At 64.0% G+C, this 12,570-nt stretch carries 13 protein-coding genes and 1 pseudogene; 8 read left to right on the forward strand and 6 right to left on the reverse strand.

Going from position 1 to position 12,570, the window contains the following annotated elements; all coding sequences use genetic code 11:
* Positions 1–64: 64 nt before the first annotated feature.
* The 3 genes from QVE23_RS07680 to QVE23_RS07690 all read left to right on the forward strand — a co-directional run bounded on the left by QVE23_RS07680 (position 65) and on the right by QVE23_RS07690 (position 3,923).
* A complete protein-coding gene (locus QVE23_RS07680; RefSeq protein ID WP_353847676.1) occupies positions 65–823 on the forward strand; it encodes an amino acid ABC transporter ATP-binding protein in 759 nt (252 codons plus the stop codon).
* 118 nt (positions 824–941) lie between these two features.
* Positions 942–2,384: a M20 family metallopeptidase gene (locus QVE23_RS07685; RefSeq protein ID WP_287967877.1), complete on the forward strand. Its 1,443-nt coding sequence runs from the start codon at positions 942–944 to the stop codon at positions 2,382–2,384.
* Between the two features lie 183 nt (positions 2,385–2,567).
* A complete protein-coding gene (locus QVE23_RS07690) occupies positions 2,568–3,923 on the forward strand; it encodes a uracil-xanthine permease family protein (RefSeq protein ID WP_021751008.1) in 1,356 nt (451 codons plus the stop codon).
* A 56-nt stretch (positions 3,924–3,979) separates the two neighbouring features.
* On the opposite strand, the gene recR is transcribed toward QVE23_RS07690, so the two are convergent.
* From recR to rpe, 3 genes are all read right to left on the reverse strand, one after another.
* Positions 3,980–4,579, reverse strand: a complete 600-nt coding sequence (gene recR / locus QVE23_RS07695; protein ID WP_036631178.1) for a recombination mediator RecR — start codon at positions 4,577–4,579, stop codon at positions 3,980–3,982.
* 63 nt (positions 4,580–4,642) lie between these two features.
* The gene (locus tag QVE23_RS07700) at positions 4,643–5,617 is read right to left on the reverse strand and encodes a D-cysteine desulfhydrase family protein (RefSeq protein ID WP_287967128.1); all 975 of its coding nucleotides are present in this window, start codon (positions 5,615–5,617) and stop codon (positions 4,643–4,645) included.
* A 9-nt stretch (positions 5,618–5,626) separates the two neighbouring features.
* The gene (gene rpe / locus QVE23_RS07705) at positions 5,627–6,271 is read right to left on the reverse strand and encodes a ribulose-phosphate 3-epimerase (RefSeq protein WP_021751005.1); all 645 of its coding nucleotides are present in this window, start codon (positions 6,269–6,271) and stop codon (positions 5,627–5,629) included.
* A 388-nt stretch (positions 6,272–6,659) separates the two neighbouring features.
* Here rpe and QVE23_RS07710 point away from each other — a divergent pair, with 388 nt between their 5' ends.
* Genes QVE23_RS07710 through trxA form a run of 3 tightly spaced genes read left to right on the forward strand, consistent with a single transcriptional unit; the run spans position 6,660 to position 8,136 of the window.
* On the forward strand, positions 6,660–6,959 hold the full coding sequence (locus tag QVE23_RS07710) for an ArsR/SmtB family transcription factor (RefSeq protein ID WP_021751004.1): 300 nt from the start codon (positions 6,660–6,662) through the stop codon (positions 6,957–6,959).
* Complete coding sequence (locus tag QVE23_RS07715) at positions 6,949–7,776, forward strand: NAD(P)/FAD-dependent oxidoreductase (RefSeq protein ID WP_021751003.1); 828 nt, start codon at positions 6,949–6,951, stop codon at positions 7,774–7,776. The genes QVE23_RS07710 and QVE23_RS07715 overlap by 11 nt, the downstream gene beginning before the upstream one ends.
* 42 nt (positions 7,777–7,818) lie before the next feature.
* Positions 7,819–8,136: a thioredoxin gene (gene trxA / locus QVE23_RS07720; RefSeq protein ID WP_287967878.1), complete on the forward strand. Its 318-nt coding sequence runs from the start codon at positions 7,819–7,821 to the stop codon at positions 8,134–8,136.
* Positions 8,137–8,630: 494 nt separating this feature from the next.
* Here trxA and QVE23_RS07725 read toward each other — a convergent pair whose 3' ends face one another.
* Together QVE23_RS07725 and QVE23_RS07730 are read right to left on the reverse strand one after the other, a co-directional pair.
* Positions 8,631–8,813: a ferredoxin gene (locus QVE23_RS07725; RefSeq protein WP_287967879.1), complete on the reverse strand. Its 183-nt coding sequence runs from the start codon at positions 8,811–8,813 to the stop codon at positions 8,631–8,633.
* 14 nt (positions 8,814–8,827) lie between these two features.
* A complete protein-coding gene (locus QVE23_RS07730; protein ID WP_021751000.1) occupies positions 8,828–9,547 on the reverse strand; it encodes an ATP-binding protein in 720 nt (239 codons plus the stop codon).
* Between the two features lie 110 nt (positions 9,548–9,657).
* Between QVE23_RS07730 and QVE23_RS07735 the strand changes: the two genes are divergently transcribed.
* Together QVE23_RS07735 and fliB are read left to right on the forward strand one after the other, a co-directional pair.
* Positions 9,658–10,329 carry a Crp/Fnr family transcriptional regulator gene (locus QVE23_RS07735; protein ID WP_021750999.1) on the forward strand — a complete coding sequence of 224 codons (672 nt, stop codon included), beginning with the start codon at positions 9,658–9,660 and terminating at the stop codon, positions 10,327–10,329.
* 13 nt (positions 10,330–10,342) lie between these two features.
* A complete protein-coding gene (gene fliB / locus QVE23_RS07740) occupies positions 10,343–11,365 on the forward strand; it encodes a flagellin lysine-N-methylase (protein ID WP_287967880.1) in 1,023 nt (340 codons plus the stop codon).
* An 802-nt stretch (positions 11,366–12,167) separates the two neighbouring features.
* Here fliB and QVE23_RS07745 read toward each other — a convergent pair.
* Positions 12,168–12,570: pseudogene (locus QVE23_RS07745) on the reverse strand (type I glyceraldehyde-3-phosphate dehydrogenase); the annotation flags it as partial.

Genomic DNA, 12,570 nt, shown 5'->3' on the forward strand with positions numbered 1-12,570 from the left:
TTCCCCACCAGCAAGATCATCGCTTACTTCGAAAGGAGAATGAGCCGTGGCGACCGGAGATAAGCTGATCCAAGTCAAGGACCTGAAGAAATACTACAACCGGGGCGCCATCAAGGCCTTGGACGGCGTCACGGTGGACATTGACCAGGGCGACGTGATGGTGGTCATCGGCCCCTCCGGGTCCGGCAAGTCCACGTTCCTCCGCAGCCTGAACCTGCTGGAGGAGCCTACCGGAGGATCTATCCTCTTCAATGGGGTGGATATCACAAAAAAGAAGATAAAAAATGCGGAGGGCAAAACGGTAAAGGTGGACATCGACCAGCACCGCCAGAAGATGGGCATGGTGTTCCAGCACTTCAACCTCTTCCCTCACATGACCATCATGGACAACATGACCCTGGCCCCCATCCAGGTGAAGCACATGGACCGGGGCGAGGCGGAGAAAAAGGCCCTGGCCCTGTTGGACCGAGTAGGCCTGCAGGACCGTGCCCGCGCCTATCCCATCCAGCTCTCCGGCGGCCAGAAGCAGCGGATTGCCATTGTCCGGGCATTGATGATGGAGCCGGAGGTTATGCTCTTTGACGAGCCCACCTCCGCCCTGGACCCGGAGATGGTGGGCGAGGTGCTGGACGTGATGAAGCAGTTGGCCCAGGAGGGCATGACCATGGTGGTGGTCACCCACGAGATGGGCTTTGCCCGGGAGGTGGGCAGCCGGGTCCTCTTCATGGCAGACGGCAAGCTGCTGGAGGAGGGCTCCCCCGCCGACATTTTCGGAAATCCCCAGCACCCCCGGCTCCAGGACTTCCTCAGCAAGGTGCTGTAAGGCAGCCTGAGCCCAGTGCCGCCCGCTGGGCGGCGGGACCGGGCAACTGCGGGGCGCGCACAGATGTGCGCGCCCTTTTTAACGGGCCGGGGCATCCGGCGCAGAAAGGAGCATCCCCATGACAGCAGAAAAGCAGGCGGCCGTCGCCGCCATCGAAAAAAAAGCAGATCTGGTAGCCCAGGTGGCAGATGAGATCTGGTCCTTTGCGGAGTTGTCTCTCCAGGAGGAGCAGTCTGCCGACCTGTACTGCCGAGTGCTGGAGCAGGAGGGCTTCAAGGTGGAGCGGGGCATCTGCAACATCCCCACCGCCTTCTCCGCCTCCTACGGCAGTGGGCGGCCCATCATCGGCCTGCTGGCGGAATATGACGCGCTCTCCGGCCTTTCCCAGAAGGGCGGCAGCCTGACGCGGGAGGAGCTGGTCTCCGGCGGCTGCGGCCACGGGTGCGGGCATAACCTGCTGGGCGCCGGGGCCATGGCCGCCTCTCTGGGAGTGAAGGCGTATCTCGAGGCCGCCAAGATCCCCGGCACCGTGGTACTGTATGGCTGCCCCGGCGAGGAGGGCGGCGCCGCCAAGGCATTTATGGCCCGGGATGGGCTATGGTACGGTCTGGATGCGGCCCTCACCTGGCACCCGGACGACGCCAACGAGGTGCTTACCGGCTCCTCCAACTCCTGCATCCAAACCCAGTACCACTTCACCGGCGTGGCGGCCCATGCCGCCGGAGACCCGGACCGTGGCCGCAGCGCCCTGGACGCGGTGGAGCTGATGAACGTGGGCGTCCAGTTCCTGCGGGAGCACATGAGTGACAAGGCTCGGGTCCACTACGCCATCACCGATGCCGGCGGCCGGAGTCCCAACGTGGTCCAGCCCAGGGCCAGCGTGCTGTACATGGTCCGGTCCAATCATGTGGCGGAGGCCGTGGAGCTGCAGGCCCGGGTGGACAAGATCGCCCAGGGCGCAGCTCTGATGACTGAGACTACGGTGGAGAAGAAATTCATCGACGGCCTGGCGGACACCGTCACGAACCACGCCCTGGAGCGGGTCCTCTACCGAAATTTCGAGGCCCTGGGGGTCCCCAGTTACACGCCGGAGGAGCTGGCCTTTGCCGACAGCCTGGCCGGGACCTATTCCGGCAGTGACCGGGCGCCGGGCGTGGGCAGCCAGTATGATCTGGACTACGCAGCGGATGCCCAGGCCAGGCGGGCCCAGGCCGGCCACGCCATGAACCGCTTTCTGCTGCCCCTGTACCAGGGGGACGCCTTCCAGCCCGGCTCCACGGATGTGGGCGACGTCAGCTGGCAGTGCCCTACTGCACAGATCCACGTGGCCGCCTGGCCCAACGGCTGCCCCGGCCATAGCTGGCAGAATGTCTCCTGCGGCCGGACAGACATCGGCCACAAGGCGGCCCTCCATGCCGGCAAGGTCCTGGCGGCGGCCGCCATTGACCTGCTGACGGACCCGGCCCTGCTGGAGGAGGCAAAGACGGAGTTTCAGCGCCGGACGGCGGCAGGCTACACCTGCCCTATCCCCGCGGACGCGGTACCCACCATCGCAGACTGATTAAAAGGGCGCCCCAGTCAAAGCCGGGGCGCCCTTTTGTCGAAACAACCAATTATTTTTTCAGGTTACCAAAAATTTTGTTTGCTTTTGGAGAAATCCATGGTATCATAAGAGCAGAAGCCTCAAGCCCCGACTTCCGCACCACAGAACGCGCGGAGTTTCCGCCCGAAAGGAGTCCTGCCCATGGAGTCTCGCTTTGACCGCCGGGAGCTGCTGTTTCAGCCCCGGGGAATTCCGCCCCTCGGCACCTCGCTCTCCCTGGCCCTGCAGCATCTGGTGGCCATGATCGTGGGGTGTGTCACCCCGCCTATCATCATCGCCGGAGCCATCGGCCTCAGCCAGGAGGAGCAGGTGCTGCTGATCCAGGCATCCCTGGTGATGTCCGCCGTGTGCACATTCCTCCAGCTGTATCCCATCGGCGGGCGGTTCGGCTCTGGCCTGCCGGTGATCCTGGGTGTCAGCTTTGCCTATGTTCCCAGTATGCAGGCCATCGCCGCCTCCGGCGGCGGAGTGGCGGCCATTGCCGGCGCCATGATCGTGGGCGGCATCGTGGCTGTGCTGGTGGGCGTGTTCGTCAAGAAGATCCGCCGGCTGTTCCCGCCGGTCATTACCGGCACGGTGGTGTTCACCATTGGCCTCTCCCTCTACCCTACCGCCATCAACTACATGGCCGGCGGCACCGGCAACACCTATGAATCCGTGGTGGCGCAACAGGGGCTGACGGAGGCGCTGGTATATGGCTCCTGGCAGAACTGGCTGATCGCGGCCCTGACGCTGACTGCCGTGCTGGTGCTGAACCACAAGGCCAAGGGCATCTGCAAGCTGGCTTCTATCCTGATCGGGATGCTGTTCGGCTATGCGGTGGCGCTCTGCTTCGGCATGGTCAGCTTTGCCGACGTGGGAAATGCTGCCTGGTTCGCCCTGCCGGAGCCCCTGCACTTCGGTCTGAAGTTCGATCCAGCCTCCTGTGTGGCCATCGGGCTGTTGTTTGCCATCAACTCCATCCAGGCCATCGGCGACTTCACCGCCACCACCGTGGGCGGCCTGGACCGGGATCCCACGGACCAGGAGCTCCAGGGCGGTATCATCGCCTATGGCACCAGCAATATCCTGACGGCGCTGATGGGCGGCCTGCCCACGGCTACCTACTCCCAAAATGTGGGCATCGTCACCACCAACAAGGTGGTGAACCGGACAGTGTTCGCCATTGCCGGGGGATTCCTGCTGCTGGCGGGCATCTCCCCCAAATTTGCGGCGCTGCTGACCACCATTCCCCAGTGCGTGCTGGGGGGCGCCACAGTGACGGTGTTTTCCACCATTGCCATGACGGGCATGAAGCTCATCGCCTCCCAGGACCTGACGGCCCGGAACACCACCATTGTGGGTCTCTCTGCTGCTCTGGGCGTGGGGATTTCCCAGGCCTCCGAGGCCCTCAGCCAGTTCCCAGAGGCGTTCACCATGGTGTTCGGACAGTCTCCCGTGGTGATCGCAACTATCATGGCGGTGCTGCTGAACCTGATTTTGCCCAAGGAGAAATGAAAAAACGAACGCCGGATGGGTTTCCATCCGGCGTTTTTATTTAGGGGGCGAGGCGCTCAGATCTCCCGGCGGCCCTCTAGGGCCCGCATCAGCGTGGCGTCGTCGGCGAACTCCAGATGTCCGCCCACGGGAATGCCGTAGGCCAGGCGGGTCACCCGCACGTCAAAGGGCTTTAAGAGCCTGGCGATGTACATGGCTGTGGCCTCCCCCTCCGTGTCCGGATTGGTGGCCATAATGACTTCCTTCACCTCGCCGCTGGCCACCCGCTCCACCAGGGATTTGATGGCCAGGTCGTCCGGCCCCACGTGGTTCATGGGAGAGATGACGCCGTGGAGCACGTGATACCGGCCGTTGTACTCCCTGGCCCGCTCTATGGCGGCCACGTCCCGGGGATCTGCCACCACGCAGATAACGGAGCCATCCCGCTTGGGGGAGGCGCAGATGGGACACAGCCCCCCGGCGGTGAAGTTTTGGCACACCGGGCAGCAGGTGACGCTTTTCTTGGCGTCCAGGATGGCGTCGGCGAACTCCCTGGCCTCCGCCTCCGGCAGGCCCAGCACGTAAAAGGCCAGCCGCTGGGCAGACTTGCCGCCGATGCCCGGCAGGCGGGCAAACTGCTCCACCAGTTTTTCAAGAGGTGCGGGGAAATATTCCATGGTCTGATGCTCCTTCAAAGGGTTCGTATCCGGGCTCCGGCCGGGTATGGGAAAAAGGGGGCGTCACCGGGGCAGATCGATGGCGAACAGGGCCGCCGTGCCGCCGGTGTGGACGAACAGCAGGTCGTCCTGCCCATCAAAAGCTCCCCGGCGCAGCAGCTGCACCATGCCGGCAAAGGCCTTCCCGGTGTAGACCGGATCCAGCAGGATGCCCTCCGTCCGGGCCAGCTCCTCGATATAGGGGGTATCCTCCGGATTCGGCAGGGCATAGCCGGGGCCCATGTGCTCCACCATCTGAAATGCATTCTCTTCCGGCTGGAAGGGGCACTCCAGCAGTGCTGCGGCCTCCCCTGCCAGGCGGGGGACGATCTTGTCGAAGGGGCCGCTGTCCACGGCGATGCCGGTGACCTTCACACCGGGCAGAAACAACCCGGCTCCCAGCAGCAGCCCGGCGGCCGTGCCGCCGGAGCCGGTGGCGGAGACGATGTGTCCCAGCCGCACGCCCGCAGCCATAGCCTGGACGGCGATCTCTCGGGCGCCACTCACGTAGCCCACGGCGCCGAGGGCCGTGGAGGCGCCCACGGGAATATAGCAGCACTTGTGCCCCGCCTGCTCCAGCGTGCCGCCGATCCGGTGCATCTCTGCATAGATCTCGTCATAGGAATCCATGTCCAGCAGACGCACCTCGGCGCCGAAGAGCTCGTCCAGCACCAGATTGCCCCGGTGCTCCGTGACGCCCCGGCGCTTCAGCAGCAGGATGCACTTCATCCCGAGCCGCGCGGCGCAGGCGGCGGTGAGGGCCGCGTGGTTGGACTGGGCGCCGCCGGTGGTGAATACCGTGTCGCACCCCTGGTCCAGGGCCTCCGCCAGAACGAATTCCAGCTTGCGGACCTTGCTGCCGCCCAGGGCCACGCCGCACAGGTCATCCCGCTTGATCCAGATGCCCCGGCCGTACTGCTCGCTCAGCCGGTCCAGCCGGTAAAACGGGGTGGGAAACACGCCCAGCCGGACCCTGGGCAGATCGTGCAGATTCCGCATGGCGCGCCCTCAGCCCCGCAGCTCCGCGATGCGGGCGGGGATATCGTCAGCCTTGTAGACGGCGCTGCCGGCCACCAGCACATTGGCGCCGGCGGCGATGCAGGTCTTGCAGGTGACGGGATCCACGCCGCCGTCCACCTCCAGCTCGCAGCCGGGGTTCTTCTCATCGATCCAGCGGCGGATGGCGGAGACCTTGGGCATCATATCCGCCATGAATTTCTGGCCGCCGAAGCCCGGCTCCACCGTCATCACCAGCACCAGTTCCACCTCATTCAGGAAGGGCAGGACCGTCTCCGCAGGCGTTTTCGGCTTCAGCACCACACCGGCCCGCTTGCCCTTGGCGTGGATCCTGGCAATGGCGTCGTGGAGCTTTTCCTCCGTGTCGGACTCCACATGGACCGTCACCAGGTCGGCGCCGGCGTCGCAGAACTGCTCCACATACCGGCCCGGCTCCACGATCATCAGGTGAACATCCAGGGGCAGCGCCGTGGTGGGGCGGATGGATTTCACCACCGGGATACCGATGGTAATGTTGGGGACGAACATGCCGTCCATCACATCCACATGGACGTAATCGGCGGTGGAGATGCGCTGGATATCCCGCTCCAAATTGGCAAAATCCGCGGAGAGGATGGACGGTGCGATTTTTATCATGGAAAGCCCCTCTTTTCTTTCATTCCGGCGGCAGACCGGACGGAATCGGGCTGCCGGGCCCTGTGGCGCGGGAAGAACCCGGTGCATAGGATACCCCGAGCGGCAGGCCGCCCCCCAGTCTGCACTTCCGCGCAGCGTCCGCCCCTGGGCGGGGCGCCGCCGCTTTTTTGAATAGGGAGCCGGTGGAGCGTACGCTCTGCCGGCTCTCAGCTTGCGTATATACCGTATTCAGTGTAGCAGACTTCCGGTGCAAAAGCAACGGTCTCTTGCCCGGACGAGCCGGGAGGCCGGCCCTGCAAAAAATTCCAAAAGTGTTGCATAAACCACTTCTAAAATGAGAATATTCTGATAATCTAATACCAGAATCCAAGAGAGAGGCGGTGGAATCGTGGAAGAGCAGATCGACTATGAGGAGCGGGCATCGCTGCTGAAGGCCCTGTCCAACCCCATCCGGCTGCAGATCGTCCACGGCCTGCTGATTTCCGGGTGCCACAATGTGGGCTGCATGGAGGCGTCCACCGGCATGTCCCAGTCCTGCATCTCCCAGCATCTGCAGAAGCTGCGGGCGGCCAATGTGGTGACGGCGGAACGGTCCGGAAATGAGGTATACTATCAGGTGGCGTCCCGGGAGGTGGCCTCCCTGGTGGCCGACCTGCTGGGAGAGGAGGCGGACTCCTATGTCCTATGATGTGCTGGTGATCGGCGGCGGCCCCGCGGGGCTGTCCGCGTCCATCAACGTCCGGGCACGGGGGCGCAGCGCACTGGTGGTCTCTAATCCCCTGGAGGAAAATCCTCTCTGGCGGGCGGAGAAGGTGGACAACTACCTGGGCCTGCCCGGCCTGTCCGGCGCGGAGATGCTGGCCGCCATGCGCCGCCACGCGGAGCAGGCGGGGGTGGAGTTTCTGGCGGGCAAGGTGCTGAACGCCGTGCAGATGCCGGACGCCTGGTATGTCAGCGTGGGGCCGGATATGTACAACGCCAGGGCTGTGGTGCTGGCGGCGGGCGTGGCCCGCGGGAAGAAGTTTGCCGGCGAGGCGGAGCTTCTGGGCCGGGGCGTCAGCTACTGCGCCACCTGCGACGGGATGCTCTACCGGGGCAAGCCGGTGGCGGTGGTGGGATACACCGACACCGCCCGGCAGGAGGCGGAGTTTCTCCAGAAAATCGGCTGCTCCGTGACCTATTTCGACCGCCCCAAGCAGTGTGAGATCCGGGGCGACGGCCGGGTGGAGTCCGTCACCTGCGACGGCCGGACCATTCCGGCGGAGGGCGTGTTCATCCTGCGGCCCACCATGGCCCCCACGGAGCTGTTCCCGGGGCTGGCGGTGGAACAGGGCTATGTGACGGTGGACCGGCGTATGGCCACCAATCTCCCCGGCCTGTTTGCCGCGGGAGACTGCACCGGCGGTCCCCTTCAGGTCTCCAAGGCCGCGGGAGATGGGCTGATCGCCGGGCAGAGTGCGGCGGCCTGGGCGGCGGCTCAGGAGCGCCGGGAAAAACAGAGCTGAACGTACAACATCAAATTTGAGTGTATAAAGGAGACATGACGTATGGGAATCAAGCATTTCAAGACTGCGGAATTTGACGCCGCCGTGGCGGCGGCCCCCTTGGCGATGGTGGACTTCTGGGCCGACTGGTGCGGCCCCTGCAAGATGCTCTCTCCGGTGATCGAGTCCCTGGCAGACCAGTACAAGGGTAAGGTCCTGGTGGGCAAGGTGAACGTGGATGAGGAGCCGGATCTGGCCCGGCGGTTCGGAGTCATGAGCATCCCCACGGTGGTGTTCCTGAAGAACGGCCAGGAATTTGACCGGAAGGTGGGCGTGATGCCGCCCCAGGCGTTTAGCGGCGTGCTGGACACCAACCTGTGAGCTGCCCCGGGCAGTGCGCACCGTCCAAAGGCGGGAAATCCGTTAAAGCAGGCCGGGCCTCTTGAGGCCCGGCCTGCTTCTGCCTGGGCGCGGCGACCCAGTCCCCGCGGGGGTGGGGAACTTGCCTTCCGGTGCGCCCCCCCTTTCCTTCTGCGGCCAGCAGGGGCAGCCCCGCCGCAGGGCTGCCCGCAGCCCATTCGCTGGCGCGGCAATTCGGGCTTCCGCTTGGTGCCGTCCTATCACAACGGGGCACAGGGATTGCGGCTGCAAGGGAAACGCACAGCTCCCGGAGGCCGGTTTCAGAAAACCGTCGGTTTTCGATTCGCCTTTTCACAAGAAGGGGAAATTCAGCTGGAAGACCCGGCCGGGAATTACAGGCTGTGCGACTTCACCGCGGGCGCATTCCCAGACCGGGCTGTTTTAACGGTATACTGGGACCTGCACCGCAAGACCGGCATGAAAGCAGGCCCTGTCCATGTGGACAGGGCCTGCTTTCATGCTTCGATGCTGATGGCGCTGACCGGGCAGCCGTCCCGGGCCTCCTGGGCCGCCTCCAGCTGGCCCTCCGGGATGCCGCTGCCGTGGGCCAGCCCGTCGTCGCCCAAGTGGAATACCTCCGGGCAGGTGCCGGCGCACAGGCCGCAGCCGATGCAGTTCTCATTTACTGTTGCGTTCATATTGGTCACTCCTATTATTCCAGAATATTTCCATCCCGGCCCAGTGTCACCACCTGCCAGGGAATGAACTTGCCGCTCTGCCGCAGGGCCGTCTCCGCTGCCCGCTGCATACCGCCGCAGCAGGGGACATCCATCCGCACGATGGTCAGCTCCCGGATATCGTTGCGGCGAAGGATCTCCGTCAGCTTTTCGGCATAGTCTCCCTCATCCAGCTTGGGGCAGCCGATCAGCGTGATGCGGCCCCGCATGAACCGCTGGTGGAAGTCCGCCCGGGCATAAGCCGTGCAGTCCGCCGCGATCAGCAGCCGGGCACCGTTGAACCAGGGGGCCTCCACAGGCACCAGCTTGATCTGCACCGGCCACTGGGCCAGGTGGGACACCGCGCCGTCCTGCGGCGCGGAAACGGCCTGAGCCACCGCCGGACGGAGGGCCTGGGCCATACTGCCGGGACAGCCGCCGGAGGGCGGCGTCTGCCGCGGCGCGGTGCCTTTCAGGGCCTCCGCCTTCTTTGCCAGGACAGCTGCTTCATCATAGGCTGCGGCCTCCCGCTCCACAAACGTGATGGCTCCGGTGGGGCAGGTGGGCAGGCAGTCTCCCAGACCGTCGCAGTAGTCGTCCCGCAGCAGGACCGCCTTGCCGTCCACCATGCCGATGGCACCCTCGTGACAGGCTGCGGCACAGGCGCCGCAGCCGTTGCATTTCTCCTGATCGATCTCGATGATCCTTCTTACCATAGTGTGTCTCCTTTTTGGGGTTTCAAACGTTTTGCTTGCTTTCTGAGACCTAGTATCGTACAATGGGATAAAAAAGTATGTTGTTTTTACAACGGAATGGAGAAAATGGTATGGAAGTTTCTACCGCGCTTCTTCTCCGGACGCCGTTGTTCCGCGGGATTCCGCAGGAGGCGCTGCCTGCGCTGCTGGAGGGCCTGGGCGCACGGAAGCGCCGCTGTGGCCGGGGTGAAGTGGTCCTGCGGCGGGGAGAGCGGGCGGACCGGCTGGGGCTGGTCCTCTCCGGGACGCTGCATATCGTCAAGGAGGATTTCTGGGGGAGCCGCACCATTGTGGGCCTCGCCCGGTCCGGAGAGGTGTTTGCGGAGGCCTATGCCTGTCTGGGCGGTGAGCCGCTGGAGGTGGCCGTGCTGGCGGCAGCGGATGCGGAGGTGCTGTTTCTCAACAGCGTACAGGCGCTGTCCTGTGCCCGGCCGGGCGCCGCGGAATTCACCCGGAACCTGCTGACCATTCTGGCGGGGCGGAATCTGACCCTCACCCGGAAGATCGGCCACATGGCCCGCCGCACCACCCGGGACAAGCTGCTCAGTTATCTGTCCGCCCAGGCCATGCAGGCCGGAGGGCCGGAGTTTGATATCCCGCTGGACCGCCAACAGCTGGCAGACTATCTGGCGGTGGACCGCAGCGCCATGTCTACCGCGCTTGGAAAGCTCCGGGACGAGGGTGTGCTGACGTTTCAAAAAAACCATTTCCACCTGCTTCAGCAGATGGAGCAGACTGACTGAGGAGGAGAGCGCCATGCTGACCCGAGTGCCGGATTATTATGAGGCGTTTCACTGTCTGGCGGGGGCCTGCCCCCACACCTGCTGCGAAAAGTGGGAGGTGGTGGTGGACGAGGAGACCGCCCGACGCTATCAGGAGACCCCCGGCTCCCTGGGGGAGCGGCTGCGGGAGGCGCTCCAGACGGACGAGGAGGGGGATTTCTGCTTCCCCCTCCGGGGCGGCCGGTGCCCCTTTCTGAACCGGGAGAATCTGTGCGAGATCCACCGGATATTGGGAGCCGAGGCCACGTCCCTGACCTGCCGGACCCACCCCCGGTTCATTGAGGAGTACGGCCCCTTTCGGGAGGTCAGCCTCTGTGCCTCCTGCCCGGCAGCCTGTGACCTGCTGCTTGGCTCCACCGCCCCGCTGTCCTTCCTGGAACGGGAGACGGCGGAGCCGGAGGAACCGGGAGACCCGTGGCTCTGCGGCCTCCTGCCCCTGCGGGAGCGGATGCTTCGGGAGCTGGCGGATCGGCCTCGTCCCCTGCAGGAGCGGCTGGAGGCATTTTTGCTCCTGGCTGCGGAGGCGCAAATCCTGCTGGATGAGGACCGGACAGAGGACCTTGCGGTTCTGGCAGCGGACTGGAAGAAGCAGGAGACGGCGGTACCGCCCGGGCCTGGCCTGTTTCCACACGCCCTGCGGGTGCTGTCCAAGCTGGAGGCCCTGGACGGGGACTGGCGGGAGCTCCTGCGCAGGGCGGAGGAGGCGCCGCCCGCCGCCGTGCCGGAGACGCTGCTGGAGCGGCTGGGCACATACTTTGCATTCCGGTATCTCCTGAAGGCGGTCAACGACGGCGACCTGCTGGGGCAGGCGCAGTTCTGCGTGCTGATGGTCCTGACGGCACAGCGCCTGACGGCAGTATGTGGCTTTTGGGAGGCTGTCCGCCGCCTTTGCTGTGAAGTGGAGCACAGTGAAGAGAACCTGGAGGCGCTGCGCCTGGCGTTCCTTCGGGATGCAGCTCTCTCCCCCGGGGCGTTTTTGTGCCAGCTGCGGAGTTGAGCAGTTTGGCCCGCACCTTTGTGCATTTTGCTCACGGTAATTGATTTCGATTTATGGAAAGCGTAAAAATACACAAAAACACTTGACAGTAAAAGAAATCTATTGTACATTATAGACACAGGAAAGGAGTGAGTCCCTTGGGCTAGTTGGCTCAGAGATTCCCAATCATCCCTGCACCGTTCGGAATCGAGGAATTCCTCAAAACGCGAAACTCCGGAAGAACCCAAAGACGAAACACACCTCACGATGATGAGCCACACGAGAATCGAGTTTTGGTAGCAACCAGAGCAGACGTCTGCGTGTACCGATGTTTTATGGATTGGCAAACCCCTGAGTTCCCCTGTTTCCCCAGCATCCGGACGGTATCTCAAGAAAGCAAGAGGTAATGCATATTGGAAACTCCGATCCAGAAGTAGGCCCCCCGTTCGTCGTTGGAGCGAGCGGGGGGTTGTGCTGTATAGAGGGCATCCGGCAAAAAGCAGGGATGCGGAAGCTGAAAGCCTGTTGGGGCGCCGGAGGGCGCTTTTTTGCTGCGCAGAAGCACCGAAACAGACTGTGTGCCGTCTCCGGCGGTACGGTGACCCGGTCCGGCCCGTGGGCCGGATGCATAAAGCTGCCGGGATCTGGCGGAGCGCCCCATTCTTATGTGCGTTCACACCGCATGAATTTTTCTGCCCTGAAGGGCTGGGAAAGCGGCAGAACACCGGGCGGCCCCTCCCCTGCCGCGTGCTGCGGGCCCTTTCCTCTGCGGAATGTGAAAAAAGCTCCCGGGCCAAATGGCCCGGGAGCTTCTGCGTCGATCTTACTCGTGGTCCACAGAGGACATATAGCGAATCAGCTCCACCATCTTGTTGGAATAGCCGCACTCATTGTCGTACCAGGAGACGACCTTCACGAAGGTGTCGGTCAGAGCGATGCCGGCATCCGCATCGAAGATAGAGGTGCGGGAATCGCCCAGGAAGTCGGAGGACACAACGGGCTCGTCGGTGTAGCCCAGCACGCCCTTCAGCTCACCCTCAGAGGCCTCCTTCATGGCCTTGCAGATCTCCTCATAGGAGGCGGGCTTCGCCAGCTTGGCGGTCAGGTCCACCACGGAGACGTCCAGAGTGGGGACGCGCATGGACATGCCGGTCAGCTTGCCGTTCAGCTCGGGGATGACCTTGCCCACGGCCTTGGCGGCGCCGGTGGAGGAGGGGATGATGTTG

Origin of the sequence: Oscillibacter sp. KLE 1728 (assembly GCF_934833455.1) — a bacterium.
Lineage (GTDB): Bacteria > Bacillota > Clostridia > Oscillospirales > Oscillospiraceae > Oscillibacter > Oscillibacter welbionis.